General features: G+C 70.2%; 28 protein-coding genes and 1 tRNA gene. 20 read left to right on the top strand and 9 right to left on the bottom strand.

The genetic code is table 11. The features are described 5' to 3' along the window. The first annotated feature begins 71 nt into the window (after positions 1-71). Positions 72-401 carry a hypothetical protein gene (locus SY2F82_RS04955; RefSeq protein WP_200417655.1) on the top strand — a complete coding sequence of 110 codons (330 nt, stop codon included), beginning with the start codon at positions 72-74 and terminating at the stop codon, positions 399-401. 52 nt (positions 402-453) lie between these two features. Here the strand turns inward: SY2F82_RS04955 and SY2F82_RS04950 are convergent, their stop codons facing one another. After that, positions 454-1,041: an isochorismatase family protein gene (locus tag SY2F82_RS04950; RefSeq protein WP_200417654.1), complete on the bottom strand. Its 588-nt coding sequence runs from the start codon at positions 1,039-1,041 to the stop codon at positions 454-456. A gap of 257 nt (positions 1,042-1,298) precedes the next feature. Further along, a complete protein-coding gene (locus SY2F82_RS04945; protein WP_200417653.1) occupies positions 1,299-2,627 on the bottom strand; it encodes a nicotinate phosphoribosyltransferase in 1,329 nt (442 codons plus the stop codon). A gap of 151 nt (positions 2,628-2,778) precedes the next feature. Between SY2F82_RS04945 and clpS the strand changes: the two genes are divergently transcribed. From clpS to SY2F82_RS04905, 9 genes are all read left to right on the top strand, one after another. After that, a complete protein-coding gene (gene clpS / locus SY2F82_RS04940) occupies positions 2,779-3,096 on the top strand; it encodes an ATP-dependent Clp protease adapter ClpS (RefSeq protein ID WP_200417652.1) in 318 nt (105 codons plus the stop codon). Positions 3,097-3,108: 12 nt separating this feature from the next. Beyond that, a complete protein-coding gene (locus tag SY2F82_RS04935) occupies positions 3,109-3,714 on the top strand; it encodes a DUF2017 domain-containing protein (RefSeq protein WP_200417651.1) in 606 nt (201 codons plus the stop codon). Positions 3,715-4,059: 345 nt separating this feature from the next. Next, positions 4,060-5,484, top strand: a complete 1,425-nt coding sequence (locus SY2F82_RS04930) for an amino acid permease (protein ID WP_200417650.1) — start codon at positions 4,060-4,062, stop codon at positions 5,482-5,484. A 98-nt stretch (positions 5,485-5,582) separates the two neighbouring features. Beyond that, a complete protein-coding gene (locus tag SY2F82_RS04925) occupies positions 5,583-6,005 on the top strand; it encodes a Mov34/MPN/PAD-1 family protein (RefSeq protein WP_103845074.1) in 423 nt (140 codons plus the stop codon). Between the two features lie 121 nt (positions 6,006-6,126). Continuing rightward, complete coding sequence (locus SY2F82_RS39790; RefSeq protein WP_216825713.1) at positions 6,127-6,222, top strand: winged helix-turn-helix domain-containing protein; 96 nt, start codon at positions 6,127-6,129, stop codon at positions 6,220-6,222. 115 nt (positions 6,223-6,337) lie between these two features. Continuing rightward, on the top strand, positions 6,338-6,616 hold the full coding sequence (locus SY2F82_RS04920) for a MoaD/ThiS family protein (RefSeq protein WP_200417649.1): 279 nt from the start codon (positions 6,338-6,340) through the stop codon (positions 6,614-6,616). A gap of 22 nt (positions 6,617-6,638) precedes the next feature. Further along, the gene (locus SY2F82_RS04915; RefSeq protein WP_200417648.1) at positions 6,639-7,589 is read left to right on the top strand and encodes a PLP-dependent cysteine synthase family protein; all 951 of its coding nucleotides are present in this window, start codon (positions 6,639-6,641) and stop codon (positions 7,587-7,589) included. A gap of 322 nt (positions 7,590-7,911) precedes the next feature. Continuing rightward, on the top strand, positions 7,912-9,981 hold the full coding sequence (locus SY2F82_RS04910; protein ID WP_200417647.1) for a putative Ig domain-containing protein: 2,070 nt from the start codon (positions 7,912-7,914) through the stop codon (positions 9,979-9,981). A 131-nt stretch (positions 9,982-10,112) separates the two neighbouring features. Further along, positions 10,113-10,679: a hypothetical protein gene (locus tag SY2F82_RS04905; protein ID WP_200417646.1), complete on the top strand. Its 567-nt coding sequence runs from the start codon at positions 10,113-10,115 to the stop codon at positions 10,677-10,679. Positions 10,680-10,697: 18 nt separating this feature from the next. Here SY2F82_RS04905 and SY2F82_RS04900 read toward each other — a convergent pair whose 3' ends face one another. Beyond that, positions 10,698-11,138: a type II toxin-antitoxin system PemK/MazF family toxin gene (locus SY2F82_RS04900; protein ID WP_200417645.1), complete on the bottom strand. Its 441-nt coding sequence runs from the start codon at positions 11,136-11,138 to the stop codon at positions 10,698-10,700. A gap of 245 nt (positions 11,139-11,383) precedes the next feature. On the opposite strand from SY2F82_RS04900, the gene SY2F82_RS04895 reads away from it, so the two are divergent. After that, positions 11,384-12,136: an MBL fold metallo-hydrolase gene (locus tag SY2F82_RS04895; RefSeq protein WP_200417644.1), complete on the top strand. Its 753-nt coding sequence runs from the start codon at positions 11,384-11,386 to the stop codon at positions 12,134-12,136. Positions 12,137-12,257: 121 nt separating this feature from the next. Here the strand turns inward: SY2F82_RS04895 and SY2F82_RS04890 are convergent, their stop codons facing one another. Beyond that, positions 12,258-13,511, bottom strand: coding sequence for a PTS transporter subunit EIIC (locus tag SY2F82_RS04890; protein ID WP_200417643.1), 1,254 nt, complete (start codon positions 13,509-13,511; stop codon positions 12,258-12,260). Positions 13,512-13,797: 286 nt separating this feature from the next. Here SY2F82_RS04890 and SY2F82_RS04885 point away from each other — a divergent pair, with 286 nt between their 5' ends. The 4 genes from SY2F82_RS04885 (at position 13,798) to rdgB (ending at position 16,006) form a co-directional block, all read left to right on the top strand. After that, positions 13,798-14,031: a glucose PTS transporter subunit EIIB gene (locus SY2F82_RS04885; protein ID WP_043440579.1), complete on the top strand. Its 234-nt coding sequence runs from the start codon at positions 13,798-13,800 to the stop codon at positions 14,029-14,031. A gap of 98 nt (positions 14,032-14,129) precedes the next feature. Then, positions 14,130-14,861, top strand: a complete 732-nt coding sequence (rph, locus tag SY2F82_RS04880; protein ID WP_200417642.1) for a ribonuclease PH — start codon at positions 14,130-14,132, stop codon at positions 14,859-14,861. A 92-nt stretch (positions 14,862-14,953) separates the two neighbouring features. Continuing rightward, positions 14,954-15,355 (top strand): hypothetical protein, encoded by a 402-nt coding sequence (locus SY2F82_RS04875; protein ID WP_200417641.1) that lies wholly within the window; start codon positions 14,954-14,956, stop codon positions 15,353-15,355. 48 nt (positions 15,356-15,403) lie between these two features. Next, complete coding sequence (gene rdgB, locus SY2F82_RS04870; RefSeq protein ID WP_200417640.1) at positions 15,404-16,006, top strand: RdgB/HAM1 family non-canonical purine NTP pyrophosphatase; 603 nt, start codon at positions 15,404-15,406, stop codon at positions 16,004-16,006. A 64-nt stretch (positions 16,007-16,070) separates the two neighbouring features. Here the strand turns inward: rdgB and SY2F82_RS04865 are convergent. From SY2F82_RS04865 to SY2F82_RS04850, 4 genes are all read right to left on the bottom strand, one after another. Continuing rightward, positions 16,071-16,153 (bottom strand) — tRNA-Leu (locus SY2F82_RS04865). A gap of 42 nt (positions 16,154-16,195) precedes the next feature. Continuing rightward, positions 16,196-17,218 (bottom strand): HNH endonuclease, encoded by a 1,023-nt coding sequence (locus SY2F82_RS04860; protein ID WP_200417639.1) that lies wholly within the window; start codon positions 17,216-17,218, stop codon positions 16,196-16,198. 135 nt (positions 17,219-17,353) lie between these two features. Continuing rightward, positions 17,354-17,695: a co-chaperone GroES gene (locus tag SY2F82_RS04855; RefSeq protein ID WP_181139332.1), complete on the bottom strand. Its 342-nt coding sequence runs from the start codon at positions 17,693-17,695 to the stop codon at positions 17,354-17,356. A 43-nt stretch (positions 17,696-17,738) separates the two neighbouring features. Then, the gene (locus SY2F82_RS04850; protein ID WP_200417638.1) at positions 17,739-18,077 is read right to left on the bottom strand and encodes a DUF3618 domain-containing protein; all 339 of its coding nucleotides are present in this window, start codon (positions 18,075-18,077) and stop codon (positions 17,739-17,741) included. 189 nt (positions 18,078-18,266) lie between these two features. Between SY2F82_RS04850 and bcp the strand changes: the two genes are divergently transcribed. Next, positions 18,267-18,734 (top strand): thioredoxin-dependent thiol peroxidase, encoded by a 468-nt coding sequence (gene bcp, locus SY2F82_RS04845; RefSeq protein ID WP_200417637.1) that lies wholly within the window; start codon positions 18,267-18,269, stop codon positions 18,732-18,734. Positions 18,735-18,845: 111 nt separating this feature from the next. Here the strand turns inward: bcp and SY2F82_RS04840 are convergent, their stop codons facing one another. After that, positions 18,846-21,281 carry a transglycosylase domain-containing protein gene (locus SY2F82_RS04840; RefSeq protein WP_200417636.1) on the bottom strand — a complete coding sequence of 812 codons (2,436 nt, stop codon included), beginning with the start codon at positions 21,279-21,281 and terminating at the stop codon, positions 18,846-18,848. Positions 21,282-21,483: 202 nt separating this feature from the next. Here SY2F82_RS04840 and SY2F82_RS04835 point away from each other — a divergent pair, with 202 nt between their 5' ends. From SY2F82_RS04835 to SY2F82_RS04820, 4 genes are all read left to right on the top strand, one after another. Continuing rightward, entirely contained in the window at positions 21,484-22,284 is an 801-nt protein-coding gene (locus SY2F82_RS04835) for an ABC-2 family transporter protein (RefSeq protein ID WP_200417635.1), read from the top strand. Between the two features lie 22 nt (positions 22,285-22,306). Beyond that, complete coding sequence (locus SY2F82_RS04830; protein WP_374707121.1) at positions 22,307-23,176, top strand: ABC transporter permease; 870 nt, start codon at positions 22,307-22,309, stop codon at positions 23,174-23,176. Between the two features lie 9 nt (positions 23,177-23,185). Continuing rightward, the gene (locus SY2F82_RS04825) at positions 23,186-24,223 is read left to right on the top strand and encodes an ATP-binding cassette domain-containing protein (RefSeq protein ID WP_236041142.1); all 1,038 of its coding nucleotides are present in this window, start codon (positions 23,186-23,188) and stop codon (positions 24,221-24,223) included. Between the two features lie 73 nt (positions 24,224-24,296). After that, entirely contained in the window at positions 24,297-25,202 is a 906-nt protein-coding gene (locus tag SY2F82_RS04820) for a DUF1707 domain-containing protein (RefSeq protein WP_200417634.1), read from the top strand. The last annotated feature ends 11 nt before the right edge of the window (positions 25,203-25,213 follow it).

Below are 25,213 nucleotides of genomic sequence, written 5' to 3'. Positions count from 1 at the left end.
GCCGCCGATCGTGTTTAGGTGCCTGCTGTGGCTCTCTTATTGACACCAGGTCTCACGGGGGTATGACGCGCATGGCCGCAGGAGGATTCTGCAAGCTGCCGCACGGCAGTGTGGTGGTGGCTCTGAACCTGCCCAGCCCGGGTTCGGGCGCCGGTTCGGTGCGCGTCCTGGTCCACGCCCAGAACCGCGCCCGTGCCCTGACGCGTCTGCGCAACCTGGGTCTGCGCTCGGTCTACCTGCGCGGCAACGCGGCCCCGCCGTCCCCGGACGAGGTCACGGCGGTCCTGCACCACCCCGACGGCCTGATATGGCGCACGGCCCCGGACACCGCGGCACAGGACCTGTCGGTCGAGCTGTGGCACCCGATCAGGTCCCTGCTGAGACGGACGGCCCAGCCGTGACCCGCTGAGGCGCGCGGGAGCCGGGGGACGCGGGTGCGGGGCGCGGCGGGGGTCAGGACACCACCGGCTTGCCGGACAGCTCCACGCCCGCCTCCCGGAGCTCCTCCAGCGCGCGCTCCGTGGTCTCCTCGGCCACCCCGGCCGTCAGGTCCAGCAGGACCTGCGTGCGGAAGCCCTGGCGCACCGCGTCGAGCGCGGTGGCGCGCACGCAGTGGTCCGTGGCGATCCCCACCACGTCCACCTCGTCGATCTCCCGCTCCCGCAGCCAGTCCCCGAGCACGACCCCGTTCTCGTCGACTCCCTCGAACCCGCTGTACGCCGCCGAGTACGCCCCCTTGTCGAACACGGCGTCGACCGCGCCGGAGGCGACCGCCGGGGCGAAGTTCGGGTGGAAGCCCACACCCTCCGTGCCCGCCACGCAGTGTGCGGGCCACGAGTGGACGTAGTCGGGGTTGTCGGCGAAGTGGCCCCCGGGGGCGATGTGGTGGTCCCGGGTGGCCACCACATGGCGGTACCCGGCGGGAGCCTGCCCGATCAGCTCGGTGATCGCGGCGGCCACATCGGCACCCCCGGCCACCGCGAGGCTGCCACCCTCACAGAAGTCGTTCTGCACGTCTACGACGATCAAGGCGCGGCGCATGGTCGGTGTCCTTCGGCTTGGCAGCGGTTCGGGTGTGGAGGGTGCGGGCCCGGCCGTCCGTGAACTACATGACCTACCGAGCCTAGAGACTTCGGGGACCGGGCGGGAGAGGGCATCGGGCGGTCGGCCGGGTGCGCGGGGTGCGTTGCCGTCGCATACCCGCCCGTCGTCCGTTCTTGCGCCCTCAGGCGAGCAGCGGCCGAAGCCGCGGTCCGCCCCTTCCTCCATGGTCCTCCCGGCGCGTCAACAGCGAGGCGTCAGACGTACTCGGTCGGGATCACCGGCTCCCCGTGCGACAGCTGCGTCGCCGACATCGGCAGGTTGGCGCGGGCGGCCGCGTGCCGGTCGCGGACGACGTCCAGCGGCTCCCGGGAGATCACCTCGCCCCCCTTGACCAGCTGCACCAGCAGCTGCCGGTCCGCCAGCCCGTCCGGCACCGGCCCGACGCCGACGACCTCGGCCTCGGCCACCCCGTGCTCGTCCAGCCGCCGCGCCGCCCACTTGCGCCCGCCGACGGACGTCTTGCCGCCGGTCGACTTCTTCGCCACCGGCACCAGCGGCGCCTTCGGGTCCGCCGACTCGGCGCGGGCGACCAGCTTGTAGACCATCGAGCAGGTCGGGTGCCCGGATCCCGTCACCAGCCGGGTGCCCACGCCGTACGCGTCCACGGGCGCCGCCGCAAGCGAGGCGATGGCGTACTCGTCCAGGTCCGAGGTCACGATGATCTTCGCGTGGGAGGCGCCCAGCGCGTCCAGCTGCTGCCGCACCCGGTGCGCGACCAGCAGCAGGTCGCCCGAGTCGATGCGCACGGCACCCAGCTCGGGCCCGGCCACCTCGACGGCCAGCCGGACGGCCTCCGTGACGTCGTAGGTGTCCACGAGCAGTGTGGTGCCCCGCCCCAGCGACTCCACCTGTGCCCGGAAGGCGTCCCGCTCGCTGTCGTGCAGCAGCGTGAAGGCGTGCGCGGACGTCCCGACCGTCGGAATGCCGTACCGGAAGCCGGCCGCCAGGTCCGAGGTGGTGGTGAAGCCGCCGACGTACGCGGCGCGGGAGGCGGCCACGGCGGCCAGCTCGTGGGTGCGCCGGGCACCCATCTCGATCAGCGGCCGGCCCCCGGCGGCGGAGGCCATGCGCGAGGCGGCGGCCGCGACGGCCGAGTCGTGGTTGAGGATCGACAGGACGACGGTCTCCAGCAGCACGCACTCGGCGAAGGAGCCCTCGACCCGCATGATCGGGGAGCCGGGGAAGTACACCTCGCCCTCCGGGTAGCCCCAGATGTCGCCGCTGAAGCGATACCCGGCGAGCCAGTCCAGCGTCTCCTCGTCGACGACCCGGCGCTCGCGCAGGAAGCCGAGGACGCCCGCGTCGAAGCGGAAGTTCTCCACCGCGTCCAGGACGCGCCCGGTACCGGCCACCACGCCGTAGCGGCGGCCGTCGGGCAGCCGCCGGGTGAAGACCTCGAAGACCGAGCGCCGCTCGGCGGTGCCCGCCCTGAGGGCGGCCTGCAGCATCGTCAGCTCGTAGTGGTCGGTGAAGAGCGCCGTCGAGGGAACGTCCACCGGCAACCCAAGATCCGCAACGCCCACCAAAGCTCTCCTCACACACGACTGTTCGGGTGCACCCATCGGTGCCACAAGTGCCTGGGACAGTCGATCGTACTCCTCATCTCGTCAGTCTGACGATTTGCGGGCCGGGTGGAGGTGCCCGTTTGTGCGACGCCCCCCCTCGGGTGGCAGCATGGGGCTTGTGACGTCACCCGCTCCCGTAGAGATCGAACGAACGCAGTCGGCGGAGGAAGAGTTCGCCGTACCCGAGCCCGACGTCCCCTGGGTCACGATCGTCCACAACGACCCGGTCAACCTCATGAGCTATGTGACGTACGTCTTCCAGACGTACTTCGGCTATTCCAAGGACAAGGCCACCAAGCTCATGCTCGACGTCCACCACAAGGGCCGGGCGGTCGTCTCCAGCGGCACGCGCGAGGAGATGGAACGCGACGTGCAGGCGATGCACGGCTACGGCTTGTGGGCCACCCTCCAGCAGGACCGGAAGTAGCGACCTCCCTTCATGTCAGGACACTTCGAACCGCTCCCCGGCGGCGGCGCGGCCGTCGCCCTCGACGACGTCGAGATCTCGATCATCCGCTCGCTGGCCGTACAGCTGCTGGAACTCATCGGGCCGGGCCCCGCCGAGGACGCCCCCGAGGATCCGCTCGCGGAGCTGTTCGCCGAGGGCCCGAGCGAACCGCCCGCCGACCCGGTGCTGCGCCGGCTGTTCCCGGACGCGTACGGCGACCCGGGCAGCGAGCCCGTCACGCCCGGTGAGGCCGATGAGTTGCGCGCCCATTCCGCCGAGTTCCGCCGCTTCACCGAGAACGACCTGCGCGCCCGCAAACGCGAGAACGCCCTGGCGGTGATCCACACCCTGGACGCGCTGACCTCGGTGAGCCGGGAGGGCGGCGTGCTCAAGCTGTCGCGCGGGGAGTGCGAGCAGTGGCTCGGCGCCCTGAACGACCTGCGCCTGGCGATCGGCTCCCGGCTCGAGGTCGCCGACGAGGACGACGCCGACGAGCTGTACCGGTTGCCGGACGAGGACCCGCGCAAGCCGATGGTGATGGCGTATCTGTGGCTCGGCGGTCTCCAGGAGACGCTCGTCACCACCCTTATGCCCTGACCTGTGTGGATTTCGTGTTCGCTCAGCGGACGCTCAAATCCGGATAACGATCGCGTCACCATTGCGGCCATGTATGCGCCATTCGTGCGTACTTTGTCCGCTTCTTGCTGTGTGCTGCGCCACATGACGTCCAGGTGATCAGTGTTGCGGTCGTGATAAATCTTCACGACCGCCCGGCGAACACCACCCATGTCGCGCCGGGTGCGCCACCGAGCCGACGACCGTCGGCCAGGCATGAGCGGACCCGGGAAAGCCCGTGCCCGCTCGCTCCATCAATCCGGGGGGATCGAGACGATCCGCGGCCGACGAGAGGCCCGGGTCGGCATGGAGAAAGGCGCACCACACATGACCTCAGCGCAGGTCGAGAACGAGAACACCCCTGAGGAGGGGTACGAGCGCGGGCTCGGCAGCCGTCAGGTCCAGATGATCGCGATCGGCGGCGCCATCGGCGTCGGCCTGTTCCTGGGCGCGGGGGCGAACATCGCCAAGGCCGGGCCCAGCCTGATCCTCATGTACGCCCTCGCCGGCGTGATCATCTTCTTCATCATGCGGGCGCTCGGCGAGCTGCTTCTGTACCGCCCGGTGTCGGGTTCCTTCGCGGAGTACTCCCGGGAATTCCTCGGCCCGTTCTTCGGCTACTTCACCGGCTGGACGTACTGGCTGATGTGGGTGGTGACCGGCATGGCCGAGCTGACGGCCGCCGCGATCTACGTCCACTACTGGTTCCCGTCGATCCCGCAGTGGGTCACGGCGCTGGTCTTCCTGGTGGTCCTGTTCGTGGCCAACCTGATCTCGGTGAAGCTGTTCGGCGAGATCGAGTTCTGGTTCTCGATGGTCAAGGTCACCGCGCTCATCGGCATGATCGTCATCGGTCTCGGCGTGCTGACCTTCGGCTTCAGCGCGGCCGGTGACACGGCCACGGTCTCCAACCTCTGGCAGTTCGACGGCTTCTTCCCCAAGGGCATCGGCTCTTCGCTGATGACCCTGCAGGGCGTCATGTTCGCCTACCTCGCCGTCGAGCTGGTCGGTGTCACCGCGGGCGAGTCCGAGGACCCGGAGAAGACCCTCCCCAAGGCGATCAACACCCTGCCCTGGCGCATCGCCCTGTTCTACGTCGGCGCCCTCACCGTGATCCTGTGCGTGGTGAAGTGGACCGAGTTCGCGGCGGGCGTCAGCCCCTTCGTGAAGGCTTTCGCGGTCATCGGCATCCCGGCCGGGGCGGGCATCGTCAACTTCGTGGTGCTCACCGCAGCCCTGTCGTCCTGCAACTCGGGCATGTACTCCACGGGCCGCATGCTGCGCACCCTGGCGGACAACGGCGAGGCGCCCCGCGTCTTCAGCAAGCTGTCCGCCTCGAAGACCCCGGCCCTCGGCATCACGGTCTCGGTCGCCTTCATGGGCATCGGCGTGGTCCTCAACTACGTCGTCCCGGAGAAGGCGTTCGGCTACGTCACCTCGGTGGCCACCGCGGCCGGCATCTGGACCTGGCTGATGATCCTGGTCAGCCACGTCCTTTACCGCCGCGCGGTGGACGCGGGCCGGCTGCCCGCCTCCTCCTTCCCGGCGCCGGGCGGCGCGGTGTGCAGCTGGATCGCCATCGCGTTCCTGCTCTTCGTCACCTGCCTGATCGCCTACGACGCCGACTCCCGCGTCTGCCTGTACGTGATGGCGGTGTGGGCGGCCGCCCTGGCCGTCGGCTGGGCGGTGCTGAAGGCCCGCAACCCGCAGGTCACCCAGCGCCGCGAGCAGGAGCTGGAGAAGGTCCGCTGAGTCTCCCCTGAGTCTCCCGACTCACGCGTAGCTCACCATGTGGGCCGTCCCGTACCACCCTTCGGTACGGGACGGCCCTTCTGCTTATGCTGACCGTCATGCTGACCATCACCCAGGCCCTCGTCGACCAGATCGTCGCCCACGCGCGCCAGGACCACCCCGACGAGGCGTGCGGCGTCGTCGCCGGCCCGGCCGGCTCCGACCGCCCCGAGCGCTTCGTCCCGATGCTGAACGCGGCCCGCTCGCCCACGTTCTACGAGTTCGACTCCGGCGACCTGCTCAAGCTCTACCGCGAGCTGGACGACCGCGACGAGGACCCGGTGGTCATCTACCACTCCCACACCGCGACCGAGGCCTACCCGTCCCGCACGGACATCTCCTACGCCAACGAGCCCGGCGCCCACTACGTCCTGGTCTCCACCGCCGACACCGACGGCGCGGGCCCCTTCCAGTTCCGCTCGTTCCGGATCGTGGAGGGCGAGGTCACGGAGGAAGAGGTCAAGATCGTGGAGTCGTACTGACCCCACGGTCATCCGCCCCTGATCCCGGTGGCAGACGTCCCGTCTCGCGCCTCGGATGAAATCTGTCCGAACAGCGAGATCACACTCCGAGGGGCGGGTGGGGAATCGTTACGATGAGCGCATGGTTCTGAACGACGTGAGCGACAAGACGCCGGGCGCACTGCTCGTGGCGCGGCTGCACGTCGACCTGTGCAGGCTCGCCAGCGCCATCTGTTGACGCTGTCCCTGCCGCCGTACGGCCGTGAGCCGCGGCGCCCGACCCGCGTACCACCGCGCCCTCGCGCCGCCGCGCGCCCACCAGCCAGCCATCCTTCCGACAGGAGCCCGCAACCATGGCCATCGAGGTCCGCATCCCGACCATCCTCCGCCAGTACACCGACGGCCAGAAGGCGGTGGAAGGCTCCGGGGAGACCCTCGCCGACCTGTTCGCCGACCTCGAGACCCGCCACCCGGGCATCCAGGCCCGCATTGTGGACGGCGGCGAGCTGCGCCGCTTCGTGAACGTCTACCTGAACGACGAGGACGTCCGCTTCCTCGACGGCATCAACACCAAGGTCGCCGACGGCGACAACGTGACGATCCTGCCGGCCGTCGCCGGCGGCATGGCCTGAGCCCGACGGTCGCTGATCACCGATGCGCTACGACTCCCCGCTGGCCGCGGTGGGCAACACCCCCCTGGTGCGCCTGCCGCGGCTGTCGCCGTCCCCCGACGTCCGTATCTGGGCCAAGCTGGAGGACCGCAACCCGACCGGCTCGGTCAAGGACCGCCCCGCGCTGCACATGATCGAGCAGGCGGAGAAGGACGGCCGCCTCACCCCCGGCTGCACGATCCTCGAACCCACCTCGGGCAACACCGGCATCTCCCTGGCCATGGCGGCCAAGCTCAAGGGCTACCGCATGGTGTGCGTGATGCCCGAGAACACCTCGCAGGAGCGCCGGGAGCTGCTCGCCATGTGGGGTGCCGAGATCATCCCCAGCCCGGCGGCGGGCGGCTCCAACACGGCCGTGCGCGTCGCCAAGGAGCTGGCGGCCGAGCACCCGGACTGGGTGATGCTCTACCAGTACGGCAACCCGGACAACGCGGGCGCGCACTACGCGACGACCGGCCCCGAGATCCTCGCCGACCTGCCGTCCATCACGCACTTCGTGGCCGGGCTCGGCACCACCGGCACCCTCATGGGCGTGGGCCGCTACCTGCGCGAGAACAAGCCGGACGTGCAGATCGTCGCCGCCGAACCGCGCTATGACGACCTGGTGTACGGCCTGCGGAACCTCGACGAGGGCTTCGTGCCGGAGCTGTACGACGCCTCCGTCCTCACCAGCCGCTTCTCGGTCGGCTCGGCGGACGCGGTGACCCGGACCCGTGAACTGCTCCAGCAGGAGGGCATCTTCGCGGGCATCTCCACCGGCGCCGCGCTGCACGCAGCGATCGGCGTCGGCAAGAAGGCCGTCAAGGCGGGCGAGAGCGCCGACATCGTCTTCGTCGTGGCCGACGGCGGCTGGAAGTACCTGTCGACCGGCGTCTACACGGCCGCCACCACGGAAGAGGCCATCGGGACGCTCCAGGGCCAGCTCTGGGCCTGAGCCCTTGGCAGGGCCCGCCTCTCATCGAAGCGCCAACCCCCTCCTATGAGGGGGCTAAGCGTTGCCTACGGTGCGGCAAAGATCTTCTCCCGGGGGAGCCTTTCGGGGGCGGACGGGGCTACGTTCTGCCCGTCCTGTCATGTCGCGCTCATAGGCATCGCAGGGTGTTCTAAGTGTCATGCCCATGACGCGCGTCCCACCGCCGCTACGCGCGTCACGGCCTGCACTCGGCTCGCGAATCCCCACTTCCGGCTGTGGTTCCGCGTACGGCCCCACCCAGGCACGCGCGGTGCCGGCCTCGACCGATGGAGGCAACACCCCCATGCGTGAGTCACGCCCCGACAAGCGGCGCCGGAGTCTTCGAAGACTCCTGACCGCCGCCGTTCCGGCCCTCACCCTCACCGTCGCCGGGTTCCTGGCGGCCCCGTCCGCGGGCGCGCAGACCGCGCCCGCCGCCACCGCGCACACCACGCGCACGTCCCAGAACGCCAAGGCGCTCACCGACCCCCAGCGGCAGACCGTCCACTCGACCGGCAAGGCCGGCCAGAAGGTCCCGACCCAGCACCTGTGCGCCACCGCGAAGCCCGGCCAGGCGTCCTGCTTCGCCCAGCGCCGCACCGACATCAAGCAGCGGCTGGCCTCGGCCCTCGCCGCCGCGGCGCCCTCCGGCCTGAGCCCCGCCAACCTGCACAGCGCCTACAACCTGCCCTCGACCGGCGGCTCCGGCCTGACCGTCGCGGTGGTCGACGCCTACAACGACCCCAACGCCGAGTCCGACCTGGCCACCTACCGCTCGACCTACGGCCTGTCGGCGTGCACCAAGGCCAACGGCTGCTTCAAGCAGGTCAGCCAGACCGGTTCGACCACCTCGCTGCCCACGAACGACTCCGGGTGGGCCGGTGAGGAGGCGCTGGACGTCGACATGGTCAGCGCCGTCTGCCCCAACTGCAGCATCATCCTCGTCGAGGCCAACTCCGCCAACGACACCGACCTCGGCATCGCCGAGAACGAGGCCGTCTCGCTGGGCGCCAAGTTCGTCTCCAACAGCTGGGGCGGCTCCGAGTCCTCCTCCCAGACCAGCGAGGACACCTCCTACTTCAAGCACCCGGGCGTCGCGATCACGGTCTCCGCGGGCGACTCCGCCTACGGCGCCGAGTACCCGGCGACCTCCCAGTACGTCACCGCCGTCGGCGGCACCGCGCTGACCACCGCCTCCAACTCCCGTGGCTGGAGCGAGAGCGTCTGGCACACCAGCTCCACCGAGGGCACCGGCTCCGGCTGCTCCGCCTACGACCCGAAGCCGAGCTGGCAGACCGACACCGGCTGCTCCAAGCGCATGGAGGCCGACGTCTCGGCGGTCGCCGACCCGGCCACCGGCGTCGCGGTCTACGACACCTACGGCGGCTCCGGCTGGGCGGTCTACGGCGGCACCAGCGCCTCCGCCCCGATCATCGCCGGCGTCTACGCCCTCGCGGGCACCCCGGGCTCCAGCGACTACCCGGCGAGGTACCCCTACTCGCACACCAGCAACCTGTACGACGTCACCAGCGGCAGCAACGGCTCCTGCTCGACCTCGTACTTCTGCACCGCGGGCACCGGCTACGACGGCCCGACCGGCTGGGGCACCCCCCACGGCACGACCGCCTTCTCCTCCGGCAGCAGCACCGGCAACACGGTGACCGTCACCAACCCGGGCAACCAGTCCACCACGACCGGCAGCTCGGCCAGCCTGCAGATCAAGGCGACGGACAGCGCGGGCGCCACCCTCACCTACAGCGCCACCGGACTGCCCACCGGCCTGTCGATCAACAGCTCGACCGGCCTGATCTCCGGCACCGCCTCCACCGCGGGCACCTACAGCGTGACCGTCACCGCCAAGGACGCAACCGGCGCCTCCGGCTCCACCTCCTTCACCTGGACGGTCGGCTCCTCCGGCGGCACCTGCTCCTCGGCGCAGCTGCTCGGGAACCCGGGCTTCGAGTCGGGCAACACCACCTGGAGCGCCTCCAGCGGCGTGATCACCAACGGCAGCGGTGAGGCGGCGCACAGCGGCTCCTACTACGCCTGGCTCGACGGATACGGCTCCTCGCACACCGACACGCTGTCCCAGTCGGTGACCATCCCGTCCGGCTGCAAGGCCACCCTCACCTTCTACCTGCACATCGACACCGCGGAGACCGGCAGCACCGCGTACGACAAGCTGACGGTGACCGCCGGGTCGACCACGCTGGCGACGTACTCGAACGTCAACGCGGCCTCCGGTTACACCCAGAAGTCCTTCGACCTGTCCTCGTTCGCGGGGTCCACGGTCACCCTGAAGTTCAGCGGCGTGGAGGACTCCTCGCTGCAGACCAGCTTCGTCATCGACGACACCGCCCTGACGACGAGCTGACGCACCTGTGCGCGAAGGGGCCCCGGCCGGGCGTGTGGGCCGGGGCCCGTTTGCGAGCGCGTGGGGATCCTGATGCGCTGGAGAAACGTCACACCGGCACACACGGGCACGAGTAACGAGAGGCGGCCCTCATGCGCCGTACCACCGCTCAGCGGACCACTGTCATCGCCGTCGCGGCAGCGGCGCTCCTCCTCACGGGCTGCGGGGCGCACAGTGGGCCGGGAGCGGCCGGCAGCGGCGCGGTGTCGCCGTCCCCGTCGGTGTCCGGGTCGGCCTCGGGACCGGCGTCCCCGTCGGTGCCCGAGTCCGGATCCGCGTCCCCGGCCTCCCCCTCGGCGCCCTCCTCCGGGGCGGCGGCCCCCACGGCCACTCCCACCGGCTGCACCCCTCACGTCCAGCTCACCGCCGCCGACAGCGGCCGCACCGTGTGCCTGAGCACCGGCGGACAGATCCGCCTCACCCTGGACGGCACCAAGGACCGCCCCTGGACCCCCGTCACCGCCACCGGCGCGGCGCTGAAGGCCGCCAACGCCGGATTCGTCGTTCAGCCGGGCGACGCCGTGGCCGCCTTCGACGCCGTCGCGCCCGGCACCGCACAGCTGAGCGCCACCCGCCCGCTGTGCGCCAAGCACCCCGGCCAGACGTCGTGCCTGGGCATCCAGCGGTGGACCGTCACGGTCACGGTGACCAAGCCATGAGGCCCGCCATGAACACGCTCACCCGGCCAGGTACCGCACCTGGTCCCACAGCGCGGGGTCCACCACCCCCACCCGGCGCCGGAAGTCCCACAGCGGCACGTCCCGCAGCTCGTCCGTCTCCAGGAAGCTGGGCCTCCCCTGGGCGTCGCCGACCGATCCCGGCGGGAGCGGGATCACGCCCGTCCGCCCGTCGTGGTACCGGCTGGTGATCCGCGCGACCGTCGCGCTGTCCCCGCGCACCGTCAGCACCAGGCACGGCCGCTCCTTGCCGCCAGGCCGGTCCCCGTGGGGCACGCTCGCCCACCAGATCTCGGCCGGCCGCGGATGCACCCGGGCACGCCCCGGCGGACGCGCGGCCGCGGCACGGTGACGCCGCCCGCGCCCCCATCCGTCCACCAGCGTCGCGACCAGCGCGAGCAGCACCACTGCCGCCAGCGCGAGCCACCACGACGTGTCCATATGGATGACGGTACCGGCGCGTTGGCCTCACTGCCCGCCTTCTGCAACTCAAGTGCGCCGTATCGTGCGCCGCGCGCGCCCTTGTTCCAGCCGAACCGGTGACACCACAGGTGAGTTCCCCCACAACGGCCCCTGGCGGAGGAGCGACCCGCCCTTTTGCGCCTTACGCTCGACGGACCGCACGACCCCCGTCACCGTTCCCCGCCCCTGCCTTGCGCACGTCCCGCCACGGAGGTTCCAGCTCTATGAAGCTCACCGTCGTCGGCTGCTCGGGGTCGTTTCCGTCCGCGGAATCGGCCTGCTCGAGCTACCTCGTCGAGGCCGACGGCTTCCGGCTGCTGCTCGACATGGGCAACGGCGCCCTGGGCGAGTTGCAGCGCCACTGCGGTCTCTACGACCTTGACGCCATCTTCCTGAGCCACCTGCATGCCGACCACTGCATCGACATGCTCGCGTACTTCGTCGCGCGCTACTACCGGCACGACGGCGGCCGCTGCGCCCCCATCCCGGTCTACGGCCCTGAGGGCACCGAACAGCGCCTGACCACCGCCTACGGCGACACGCCCTCGGCCTCCTCGATGAGCGAGGTCTTCGACTTCCACACGGTCAAACCGGGCACGTTCGAGATCGGCCCGTTCACCGTGCACACGGAACGCGTACGCCACCCGGTGGAGGCGTACGGCATCCGGATCGAGCACGGCGGCAGCTCGCTCACCTACTCGGGCGACACCGGTGTGAGCGAGGCGCTGGACGAACTCGCGCGCGACGCCGACCTGTTCCTGTGCGAGGCCGCGTTCACCCACGGCAAGGAGGACATTCCGAACCTCCACCTGAACGGCCGTGAGGCGGGCGAGACCGCCACCCGCGCCCGGGCCCGCCGCCTCGTCCTCACCCACATCCCGCCGTGGACGGACCCCCAGGTCAACCTGACGGACGCCCGCGCGGTCTACCCGGGGCCGGTCGAACTGGCGGCGCCACGGACGACGTACGAGATCTGACCCGTCCGTCCGAAGAGCTCGAACGCCACACCAGAGGCCCCGAACGACCCGACCTGCGTACGCAGACGCACGAAGGCCCCGGAACCGTCGAGGTTCCGGGGCCCTCCCGCGTCCGGGGCTGTTACGCCTTCGTCAGGTCCTCGACCTCCTCCTCGGGCTCCCGGCCCGGGGTGGTGAGGTTGAACTTGACGATGGCGAACCGGAAGACGAAGTAGTAGATCGCTCCGAACACCAGGCCGATCGGGATGATCAGCCAGGGCTTGGTGGCGAGGTTCCAGTTCAGCAGGTAGTCGATCGCACCGGCCGAGAACGTGAAACCGGCGTGGACGCCGAGCGCCCAGGTGATCGCCATGGACAGCGCGGTGAGGACCGCGTGGATCCCGTACAGCACCGGGGCGATGAACATGAACGAGAACTCGATGGGCTCGGTGACACCGGTGACGAAGGACGTCAGCGCGACCGAGAGCATCAGGCCCATGACGGCCTTGCGGCGCTCGGGGCGGGCGGTGTGCGCGATGGCGAGCGCGGCGGCCGGCAGACCGAACATCATGATCGGGAAGAAGCCCGACATGAACTGTCCGGCGGTCGGGTCACCGGCGAAGAAGCGGTTCAGGTCGCCGTGCACGATGACGCCCGCGGAGTTCTTGTAGTCGCCGATCTGGAACCAGGAGACGGCGTTCACGAACTGGTGCATGCCGACCGGGATGAGCGCGCGGTTGATCAGGCCGAACAGACCCGCGCCCACGGCGCCGAGACCGGTGATCCACTTGCCGACGTCGGAGATGCCGTTGCCGATCGGCTCCCAGACCAGGCCGAAGAAGACGCCGAAGACCGTGCCGACGAACGCCATGATGATCGGGACGAGCCGGCGGCCGTTGAAGAAGCCGAGCCAGTCCACCAGCTTGGTGCGGTGGAACCGCTGCCACAGCACAGCGGACAGCAGACCCAGGAGGATGCCGCCGAGGACGCCCGGGTTGTTGTACGTCGCCTCGACTATCTTGCCGTTCTCGATGTGCTGCTCGGACAGCGGGAACGCCTTGAGGACGTTGCTGTAGACGAGGAAGCCGACCAGGGCCGCGAGCGCGGTGGAGCCGTCCGACTTCTTGGCGAAGCCGATGGCGACGCCGACGCAGAAGAGCAGGGGCAGGTTGTCGAACACGGCTCCGCCCGCGGTCGCGAAGACGGAGGCGACCTTGTGCCAGCCGAGTCCGTCGTCACCGAACACGTCGGGCTGCCCCAGCCGGAGCAGGATGCCCGCCGCCGGCAGTACGGCGATCGGGAGCTGCAGGCTGCGGCCGACCTTCTGCAGGCCCTGGAACAGACCGGAACCCCGCTTCTTCGCGGGGGCCGCCGTTGTCTCGGTGGCGGTGCTCATACTTCCTCCATGTGCCGGGGCTGCCGGGGGACGGGAAGGGGGAGTGGAACGGGGGAAACAGCCCCGTGTGGTCTACACCACCTGTGGTGTAGACCTGTTGTAGCACGGTGAAGGCGGGATAAGGAACCCATGAATTCTGTGGCCTCGGACAGACGGGGAGCAAATGCCGCACTCGTGATAAAGGCCACGTAGCCGGGCGCTGTCTTCTGGCCCGGCGCTTTGCGGGCGTTCCCGGGGTGGTGTAGACCAGCTTTCGACACAGCGGTTCGGCTCAGGGAGTAAGGACATGGCCAGCAAGGCTGAGAAGATCGTTGCCGGGCTCGGCGGCATCGACAACATCGACGAGATCGAGGGCTGCATCACCCGGCTCCGCACCGAGGTCCACGACGCCTCGCTGGTCGACGAGGCCGCCCTGAAGGCCGCCGGCGCGCACGGCGTTGTCAAGATGGGCACCGCCATCCAGGTCGTCATCGGCACCGACGCCGACCCGATCGCCGCGGAGATCGAAGACATGATGTGAGCCCGCCGGCTCACACACCAGTACGCGGACGCAGATGGCCAGGGGCTTCTCCCACCGTGGGAGAAGCCCCTGACGCAGTTGCGGATAGGCTCGGCGCCATGTCTCGAATCGACGGCCGCACCCCCGAACAGCTCCGCCCGGTCACCATCGAGCGCGGCTGGAGCAAGCACGCCGAGGGCTCCGTCCTCGTCTCCTTCGGCGACACGAAGGTCCTCTGCACCGCCTCCCTCACCGAAGGCGTGCCGCGCTGGCGCAAGGGCAGCGGAGAGGGCTGGGTCACCGCGGAGTACGCCATGCTGCCCCGCTCCACCAACACCCGCGGCGACCGCGAGTCGGTCAAGGGCAGGATCGGCGGCCGTACGCACGAGATCAGCCGCCTCATCGGCCGCTCCCTGCGCGCCGTCGTCGACACCAAGTCACTCGGCGAGAACACCGTCGTCCTCGACTGCGACGTCCTCCAGGCCGACGGCGGCACCCGCACCGCCGCGATCACCGGCGCATACGTGGCACTCGCCGACGCCGTCGCCTGGGCGCAGCGCAGGAAGCTCATCAAGGCCACCCGGCAGCCGCTGACCGGCACCGTCTCGGCCGTCTCCGTGGGCATCGTGGCCGGCGTGCCGCTCCTCGACCTCTGCTACGAGGAGGACGTCCGCGCGGAGACAGACATGAACGTCGTCTGCACCGGCGACGGCCGCTTCGTCGAGGTCCAGGGCACGGCGGAGGCGACACCCTTCGACCGCGGAGAACTGAACGCCCTCCTCGACCTCGCGATGGCGGGCTGCGAACAGCTCACGGCGATCCAGCGGGCGGCGTTGGAGGCAACCGCGTAGCGCGATCCGGCGTTTTCAGGAGTGACCCCGGTGGGGCGCACGGACGACACCGCGCGCCCCACCGTCACCACCCACGGAGAGGGAACCGCTCCATGGCCGCGCGCCACCGCCGACGCATCGCCACCGCCGCCCTCGCGGCCGTCGCCGTCCTCGCCGCCGTCGGCGCGAGCGCGGGCTGCGACGCCGTGAACAAGGCCATCGACTGCGTCCAGACAGCCGACGCCATAGCCGACAGCGTCACCGGCCTCCAGCAGGCCGTCGAGAACGCGGCGAACGACCCGACGCAGACGGACGAGGCCCTCGACTCCATCGAGAAGAACCTCGACAAGATCGGCGACAGGACGGACGACGTCGACGTCAACAAGGCGGTCGATGACCTGCGCAAGGCGGTCACGGGCGTCCGGGACGCGATGAAGAACGGCGACAAGACCCCCGACGTGGCGCCGGTGACGAACGCGGCGGGCGAACTGACGAAGGTCTGCACCTCGTCCTAGCCCGCAGGCGGGCGCCGCGGCCACGGACCGCCCACGGATACTGGTCCCATGACCCGCCTGATCCTCGCCACACGCAACGCCGGAAAGATCACCGAACTCCGGGCGATCCTCGCCGAAGCGGGCCTCCCGCACGACCTGGTCGGAGCCGACGCCTACCCCGACATCCCCGACGTCAGGGAGACCGGCGTCACCTTCGCCGAGAACGCCCTCCTCAAGGCCCACGCCCTGGCCGAGGCCACGGGACTGCCCGCGGTCGCGGACGACTCCGGCCTGTGTGTCGACGTCCTGGGCGGCGCGCCCGGCATCTTCTCCGCGCGCTGGGCGGGCCGGCACGGCGACGACAAGGCGAACCTGGACCTGCTGCTGGCCCAGCTCGCGGACATCGACGACATCCACCGCGGCGCCCACTTCGCCTGCGCGGCCGCCCTGGCCCTCCCCGACGGCACGGAACGGGTGGTCGAGGGCCAACTCCGCGGCACCCTCCGCCACGAGCCCACCGGCACGAACGGCTTCGGCTACGACCCGATCCTCCAGCCGGAGGGCGAGAGCCGCACCTGCGCCGAACTGACCCCCGAGGAGAAGAACGCGATCAGCCACCGCGGCAAGGCGTTCCGCGCGCTGGTACCGGTGGTGCGGGAACTGCTGGGCTGACACAGGCTGCGCGAAAGGCCCGGTCCCTTGCCCGGACCGGGCCTTTCGTCATGCCACGTCTGTGTGCGGTCGGTGGGACTCGAACCCACACGGGATTTCTCCCACGGGCTCCTAAGGCCCGCGCGTCTGCCATTTCGCCACGACCGCGATAAAACGGACACTTTATCTTCCTGTGTCGTTTCGCGTTGCTCAGTGTACGGGTGGGTCCGGATGCTTTGTACGGCGCCCGACTTTCCGGCGACACCATGTGGCTGTCAGAGCATGGCAGTTCGGGCACAGATACCTCAGGTTCTCGACGCGATTGTCCAGCCAGTCACCGTTGATATGGTCGATCTGGAGTGTGATCGGTTGCCCCAGCCACTGGCCCGGGTTTCCGCAGGTGGCGCACTGACAGGGAATCCCTGAATCTTGCAAGGCCGCATGCAGCCGTGCCCGGTTCGGACGCGCGGATCCGGGCGGAAGGACCACAAGTACCTTCTCCCTCATGGCCGTGCGCGGGCTTGTCTGCACTGAGCCCCAGGGGCGTCGAGTGAAGTGGCTTGTGTCCAGGCCGAGCTCGGCGACCTTACGGCGGATGCGTCTGTGATTCGTGTCGTTCACGTCGAGTTTCAGGGCGCGCATGAGATCGGCGTAGCTCGTGGCTGCGGGTACCGCCAAGCGCAGCTCCTGCTCAGGGATCGCCAAGCGGGCGTTCCTGAAGTGGGACGTGTCAATGCCCCGCTCTCGGAACATGCGCCCTAGTACGCTGCGTGACCGGCTGTCGTCGGGGACTCCCAGAACCGCGGCCGCTCCCCGCAGGCTGTGGACGGATGCGGCCGCTGCCCGCAGTTCCTCGTCGGTGAACGGCAGGTCCGGATGCGCGCGGTCGATGCCTGGGAAGTGGCTGATGTCGATCCCCGCAGCGGCGATACGGCGTCGGATGTGCGCGAGGGTTCCGGTTGCCGGTGTGGCCCCGAGTTTCAATGCGACCTCACGCAACGTTGTGGACGATGCCGCCGCTGCGGCGATCGCGGCGTCCGGATATCTGCGCCAGGGGCTCCGCTGCTTGAAGTGGGCGGTGTCAATCCCATGGGCGGCGACTTGCCGCTGCAGCACGCGCCGCTGTCCGCCGCTCGGCTTGAGCCCCAGACGGCGCATGAGGTCATTCCAGGTATGGGACTCGGCGACTGCCTCCGCGAGCGTGTTCCGTTGGTACTTGTCCGTCGTGGCCATGCCCCCTCCGTTCTCGACCACGCGTTCGTGATCTCGTACGGAGTAACGAACCGCTCATCGGACAGTCACGGAAAGCCACGGCAAAAGGGGCTGGTGACGATGGTCACCAGCCCCTTTCGGGTGAACGCCGTTGATCTACAGGTACAGCCCCGTGGAGTCCTCCGCCCCCTCGAAGCGGTCCGCCGCCACGGCGTGCAGGTCGCGTTCGCGCATCAGGACGTACGCGATGCCGCGCACCTCCACCTCGGCCCGGTCCTCCGGGTCGAACAGGACCCGGTCGCCCGGCTCCACGGTCCGTACGTTCTGCCCGACCGCGACCACCTCGGCCCAGGCGAGGCGCCGGCCCACGGCCGCGGTCGCGGGGATGAGGATGCCGCCGCCGGAGCGGCGCTCGCCCTCGCCGGTCTCCTGCCGCACCAGCACACGGTCGTGCAGCATCCGGATGGGCAACTTGTCGTGGTGGGTCTTCTCGCTCACGCCCTGAACCTACCTGCCTTCGTCGGCTTCGCGCGCGGCCGGGTCAGGCCCTGCGCCGCCGGGAGCCCAGCGCGAACAGTCCCACGACGCCGACCACGACCAGCGCCACGGGCACGATGCGCTCCAGCCGCGGCGCGCCCTCCTCGGTGACCAACTGGCCCTTGACGTCGCTGACGACCCGGTTGACGCCCACATAGGCCCGCCCGAACGTGTGGTCGATGTTGGAGATGACCTTGGCCTTGGCGTCCCCGACGATCGTCTTCGGGTGCACCCGGACGCCGATCTCGTCGAGCGTCTCGGCCAGCGTTTCGCGGCGGCGCTTGATGTCCGCCTCGATCTCGGCCGGAGTCCTGGTGTCCGGTGTGCTCGACGTGTCCGTCACCGCGCTTCCTCCGTGGTCGTGTGCGACGTGTTCCGCGCAATTTCCTGATTCTGTGCTGGACAGTCTGTCAGCTTCATGCCGAAGGCACCCATCGGCACCCCCGTGGAGGGCCCGAAGGAGATTAGGCTCGTCGGGTAAACCGCTGACCGCGTGATCGGCGTGATCCGCCCCTTGCCCCGTGAGGTACCGATGAGCGAGCGACTCCAGCCCGGCGACACCGCCCCCGCCTTCACCCTGCCGGACGCCGACGGCAACGAGGTCTCCCTGGCCGACCACAAGGGCCGCAAGGTCATCGTGTACTTCTACCCGGCGGCGCTCACCCCCGGCTGCACCAAGCAGGCGTGCGACTTCACGGACAACCTCCAGCTGCTGGCGGGCGCCGGCTACGAGGTCATCGGCATCTCCCCGGACAAGCCGGAGAAGCTCGCGAAGTTCCGCGAGAAGGAGTCCCTGAAGGTCACCCTCCTCGCCGACCCCGACAAGAAGGTACTGGAGGCGTACGGCGCCTTCGGCGAGAAGAAGCTGTACGGCAAGACGGTCGTCGGCGTCATCCGCTCCACGGTGATCGTGGACGAGGACGGCAAGGTCGAGCGCGCCCTGTACAACGTGAAGGCGACGGGCCACGTGGCGAAGATCATCAAGGATCTGGGCCTCTGACCGTCCCGCCTCCCACGCATGCGAACGGCCCGCACCGGTCTGACTTCTGATCCGGTGCGGGCCGTCTCGTACGGCGAGGACCCTGCCGCTACGGCCTCCAGCCCTGTGTGCTCAGCGCCCCGCCCCGGTCGTCGTCCCGCCGCTCCCCGTCGTGCCGCCGTCCCCGGTGGTCCCGCCGGTGCCGGTTGCGCCGCCCGAGCCCGTCGTGCCTCCGGTGCCGGTCGTGCCGCCGTCGCCGGTGGTGCCTCCGGTGCCGGTCGTGCCGCCGTCGCCCGTGGTGCCGCCCGTCCCCGTCGCGCCGCCGCCGGTCGTCGTGCCTCCGGTGCCGGGTGTGCCGCCCGTCGTCGTACCGCCCGTGCCCGGGGTCCCGCCCGTCGTCTGGCCCTGGGTCTGGCCCTGGTCCTGGCCCGGGGTGGTGGACTGGTCGCCCGTCGTGCCGCCGTTCGACTGGTCGCCCGTGGTGCCGGGCTGCTGGTCCGTCGGCCCGGTGCTCGGGGGCTCCAGCGTCTGGTCCGCGCCCGCCTGGAGTTGCAGGTCGAAGTCCTTCACCGGCTGCCCTTGCAGCGCGTCCTTGGTGAACTGCGCCCAGATCTGCGCGGGCGCGCCGCCGCCGTTGATACGGGGCAGGCCCATCGCGCCGTAGAGCGACTTGTGCTTGCCGGTGTCCGGGTCCTGGCCCATCACCGCGACCACGGTGGCCAGCTGCGGGGTGTAGCCCGCGAACCAGGCCGCCTGGTCCTCCTCCGCGGTGCCGGTCTTGCCGGCGGCGGGTCGGCCGGCGCCCTGTGCGGCGGTCGCGGTGCCGTTGTCGACCACGCTCTGCAGGACCGACGTGGTGGTGTCCGCCGCCTCCCGGCTGACCGCCTGCTTCGTGGACTGCTGCGGCAGCGCGATGTTCTGCGTGCCGTTGGTGACCTTCTCGACCAGCGTGTACGAGCCGTGCTTGCCGTGGTTGGCGAGCGTCGCGTACGCCTGCGTCATGTCCAGGACGCTCGCGGTGGCCGTGCCGAGCGCGATCGACGGGTACGGCTGCAGGTCGGGCGTCTTCGCGGGCACGCCCAGGTCGATCGCGGTCTGCTTGACCCTGGACGGGCCGACGTCCACCGCCATCTGCGCGTACACGGCGTTCACGGACTTGTCCGTGGCCTTGCGGACGGTGATCGGGCCGTAGGAGACGTTGTCCTCGTTCTCCGGCGCGTACGCCCCGCCGGACCAGCCCTGCACGGGCCGCTTGTCGGTGCCGTCGTACACCGTGTTCGGGGTGATGGTGACGCCGTCCTGGGTGCGGGAGCCGTTCTGCACCGCCGAGGTGAACACGAACGGCTTGAACGTGGAGCCGACCTGGTAGTCGCGGCGGGTCGCGTTGTTGACGTACTGCTTGGTGTAGTCGATGCCGCCGTACATCGCGAGGACCTTGCCGGTGGCCGGGTCGATGGCGGCGCCGCCTGCGCGGACGTACCGGTCGACCTTGTTGTTCTTCTTGTCGAGCTTGCTCATCACCTGGTCGTTGACGGCCTTGACGAACGCGTCCTGCTTGGACTTCTCCAGCGTGGTGGTGATGCGGTAGCCGCCGCGGCCCAGGGTGTCCTCGTCGATGATCTTGTTGCCGGTGAGGTAGTCCTTGATCGCCTCGACCAGGTAGCCGCGCTGCCCGGACATGCCGGAGGCGTGGACCTGCTGGCGGGGCGTGGGGAAGGTGACCTTTCCGCGTTCCGCGGCGCTCAGCCAGTTCTTCTTGACCATGCCGTCGAGGACGTAGTTCCAGCGGGCCAGCGCCGCGCCCTTGTTCTCGGGGTGCGCGATCACGTCGTACTCGCTGGGTGCGTTGAGCAGGGCGGCGAGGTAGGCGGCCTGGCCGGCGTCGAGGTCCTTGGCGTCCACGCCGTAGTAGGCCTGGGCGGCGGCCTGGATGCCGTAGGCGTTGCGGCCGAAGTAGCTCGTGTTGAGGTAGCCCTCGAGGATGCTGTCCTTGCTCTTCTCGCGGTCCAGCTTGATCGCGATGAAGAACTCCTTCACCTTGCGGGTGACGGTCTGCTGCTGCTCCAGGTAGTAGTTCTTCACGTACTGCTGGGTGATCGTCGAGCCGGACTGCTTGCCCTTGCCGGTGGCGGTGTTCCAGGCCGCGCGGACCATCGCCTTGGGATCGACGGCGGACTCGGTGTAGAAGTCGCGGTCCTCGGCGGCGAGCGCGGCGTGCTGGGCGGCCTTGGAGATCTGCGCGAGCTTGACGTTCTCACGGTTGACGGTGCCGTCGCGGGCCAGCTCGCTGCCGTCCGCGTACAGGTAGACGTTGCTCTGCTTGGTGGCCGCCGCGTTCGCCGCCGGGATCTTGACCGTGTAGTAGCCGAGGGCGAACAGTCCCACCAGGAGCAGCAGGCCCACCACGAGGGTGCCGAGCACCGTCTTCCAGGTGGGGACCAGCCGGCGCCATCCCGTGCGCTTCGGCCGCTTGGGGCCGCCGCCGGGGAGCGCGGCGACAGGTGCCGTCCGCGGTTCTCCGGTCGCCACGACCTGGCTGCTCTTCTGCGGCTGTGGCTCGTCGCTCATCGTGGTGCCGGACTCCCGTTTCGCGTCGTACGTTCCCGTACGTCCTCGTACGCCATCTGCATCCCCTGATGAAGACTGTCGCACCTTGCGTTCCAGTTCCCGGCACGAGGGACGTTCCGCGCGGGAAAACGTGTGGTACACCACTTCGTCCGCGCGCTAGGCTCCTGCGCTTCGCCCGGAACGCGTCGAAGGGAGGACTCCCGTGGGGGCAGGGCGGTTGTACGCCGCTGTAGCCGCCGGTGGTTTCCGGAGGTACGCGACCTACCGGACCGCGACCGCGGCGGGGGTGTTCACCAACACAGTCTTCGGATTGATCTTGGCATACACCTATATGGCCCTGTGGCACGAACGGCCGCACCTGGGGGGTTACGACGAGGGTCAGGCGCTGACGTACGTGTGGACGGGGCAGGCGCTGCTGATGACGGTCTCGGCGATGGGCGGTGGCTTCGAGGACGAGCTGATCGAGCGCATCCGCACCGGTGACATCGCGATCGACCTGTACCGGCCCGCCGACCTCCAGCTGTGGTGGCTGTCCGCGGACGCGGGGCGGGCGCTGTTCCACCTGCTCGGCCGGGGCGTGGTGCCGCTGGTGGTGGGCGCGCTGCTGTTCCCGCTCGCGCTGCCCACGAGCCCGCTGACCTGGCTGGCCTTCCTGGTCGCGGTCGGGTTCGGGGTGGTGGTGAGCTTCGCGGTCCGGTTCGTCGTGGCGCTCTGCGCGTTCTGGCTGCTGGACGGGGCGGGGGTGGCCCAGCTGTCCTGGCTGCTGGCGGTCTTCTGCTCGGGCATGCTGCTGCCGCTGAACGTCTTCCCCGGCGCGCTCGGCGAGATCGTCCGCGTGCTGCCCTGGTCGGCGCTGCTCCAGGCCCCTCTGGACGTGCTGCTCGGCACGGCGGACCCCCTGTCGACGTACGCCTTCCAGGGCGCGTGGGCGGTGGTGCTGCTGGCCGTGGGGCGGCTGGTGCAGTCGGCGGCGACCCGGCGGGTGGTGGTCCAGGGTGGCTGAGTCCAGGGTGGCTGAGTCCAGCGTGGCTGACACCACGTCCAGGGGCACGGAGCCGTACGGCCCGGCGCGCGCGGAGGCCTACGGCCGGGTGCGCGAGGGTCTGCGCGCCTACCGTCTGATCACCGCCATGTGGATCCGCTCCACCATGGCCTACCGCGCCTCCTTCGCGATGACCACGCTCGGCAACTTCGCCGGCACCGCGCTGGACTTCGTCGCGATCATGCTGATGTTCTCGCGGATCGACACGCTCGGCGGCTACAGCCTGCCGGAGGTCGCGTTCCTGTACGGCCTGTCCGCGACCGCCTTCGGTCTCGCCGACCTCGCGCTCGGCTCGATGGACCGGCTGGGGCGGCGGGTGCGCGACGGCACGCTGGACACGCTGCTGGTGCGCCCGGTGCCGGTGCTGGCGCAGGTCGCCGCGGACCGCTTCGGGCTGCGCCGCCTCGGCCGGGTCACCCAGGGCGTGCTGGTCCTCGGGTACGCCGTCGCCGCCCTGGACGTCTCCTGGACCCCGCTGAAGGTGCTGATGGTCCCGCTGGCGCTGGCGAGCGGCGCCGGGATCTTCTGCGCGGTGTTCGTGGCGGGCGCGGCGTTCCAGTTCGTCGCGCAGGACGCCTCCGAGGTGCAGAACTCCTTCACGTACGGCGGGCAGACGCTGTTGCAGTACCCGCCCACGGTGTTCGCGAAGGACTTGCTGCGCGGGGTGACGTTCGTGCTGCCGCTCGCCTTCGTCAACTGGCTGCCCGCGCTGTACGTGCTGGGGCGGCCCTATCCGCTCGACCTGCCGTCCTGGGCCGCCTTCGCCCCGCCGCTGGTGGCGGCGGGCTGCTGTGCGCTCTCGGGGCTGGCGTGGCGGGTCGGACTGCGTTCGTACCAGAGCACGGGGAACTGAGAGGGATTCATGAGCGGCGGCTTCATCGAACTCGACCGCGTCGAGAAGGTCTTCGACGTGCGCAAGAGGACCGGGTTCCTGAAGAGCGAGCGGCGGCAGGTGCGGGCCGTGGACTCGATCTCCTTCACCGTGGCGCGCGGCGAGATGGTCGGCTACATCGGGCCGAACGGCGCCGGGAAGTCCACCACGATCAAGATGCTGACCGGGATCCTGACCCCGAGCGGCGGCCGGCTGCGGGTCGCCGGCATCGACCCCTCACGGGAACGGACCCGGCTCGCGCAGCGCATCGGCGTGGTGTTCGGGCAGCGTACGACCCTGTGGTGGGACCTGCCGCTGATCGACTCCTACCACCTGATGCACCGCATGTACCGCATCCCGGACGCCCGTTACCGCGAGAACCTCGACCGCCTGGTCGAACTGCTGGAGCTGGGCGCCCTGTTGGACGTGCCGGTGCGGCAGCTGTCGCTGGGACAGCGGATGCGCGGCGACATCGCGGCGGCGCTGCTGCACGACCCCGAGGTGTTGTACCTGGACGAGCCGACGATCGGGCTGGACGTCATCTCCAAGGCGAAGGTGCGGGAGTTCCTGCGGGAGGTGAACACCGAGCGCGGTACGACGGTGCTGTTGACCACGCACGACCTCCAGGACATCGAGCAGTTGTGCTCCCGCGTGATGGTCATCGACCACGGCCGCCTGATGTACGACGGCCCGCTCGCCGGGCTGCACGAGGTCGGCGACAGCGAACGCACCCTGGTGGTCGACCTGGAGCGGGAGCTGCCGCCGATCCAGGCGCCGCCCGCGCGCGTGGTGCGGGTGGAGGGGCCGCGGCAGTGGCTCGCGTTCCCGGCGTCGCAGTCGGCGGCGCCGCTGGTGGCGCGGGTCGCGGCGGAGTATCCGCTGGTGGACCTGTCGGTGCGGGAGCCGGACATCGAGGCGGTGATCGCGAAGATGTACGCGGAGAAGCACACGGAGGTGCCCTCGGAGGTGCCTGCGGGGAACCGCACGGAGGTGCCTGCGGAGGAGCGCACGGAGGTGCCCGCGGAGTAGCGCACGGAGGTGCACGCGGCCGGGGAGGTCCGCGGCGTGGTCCGGGGCGCCGCGAACTCGTAGGCTGGCGCCCATGACCGACGCTGTGTCTCACGGGGGAAGCGACGAGCAGCGGCCGGCGCCGCACACCCCGGTCCCGGATCCGGATCTGCGCGCCTCCGACGCCGATCGCGAACGAGTCGCCGAGGTCCTCAGGGACGCCCTCGCGGAGGGCCGTCTCGACATGGAGGAGTTCGAGGAGCGGCTGGAGTCGACGTACAAGGCGCGGACGTACCGCGAACTGGCGCCGATCACCCGGGACCTGCCGGCCGCGGGCGTCACGCCGCCGGCCGTGTCCCTGACCAAGGAGCCCGTGCAGAGCGGCCGTTGGTCCGAGCGGATCACCGGTGGCGAGGGGTCGTCCACGTGGGCGGTCGCCGTGATGTCCGGGTTCCAGCGCAAGGGCCGCTGGCGGGTGCCCAGGCGGTTCAACTGCTTCGCCTTCTGGGGCGGCGGTGAGATCGACCTCAGGGAGGCGGACTTCGCGGACCGCGAGGTCGTGATCAACTGCGTCGCGATCATGGGCGGGATGAACGTCATCGTGCCGCCCGGCGTCGAGGTGGTCGTGCGCGGCATCGGCATCATGGGCGGCTTCGACCACCGTGAGGAGGGCGTGCCGGGGGAGCCGGGCGCGCCGCGCGTGGTCATCACCGGGTTCGCGTTCTGGGGCGGGGTCGGTGTCGAGCGCAAGCTGACCAAGGCCGAGCGGCAGCGGCTGAAGGAGCAGCGGCGCCAGGAGAAGCTGGAGCGCAAGGCCGGTCGCCGGGAACTGGAGGACTCCCCCCGTGAGGGCGTGGAGCGCCTGCTCGACGTCCACAAGGCGCTCGAGGAGCACCGCGACTGGACACGCGAACGCCGCGAGGAGCGGCGGGAGGAGCACCGCGAGCGCCGTGAGGCGCGGCGCGAGGAGCGCGACCGGCGCCGTCACGGCGGCTGGTGAGCGGGATCGCG

It is taken from the genome of Streptomyces sp. Y2F8-2 (assembly GCF_014905555.1).
In the GTDB taxonomy this organism is placed as follows: domain Bacteria; phylum Actinomycetota; class Actinomycetes; order Streptomycetales; family Streptomycetaceae; genus Streptomyces; species Streptomyces cynarae.
Note: the sequence above shows the minus strand (reverse complement) of the source record. Positions and strands in the feature narration are given on the sequence as shown.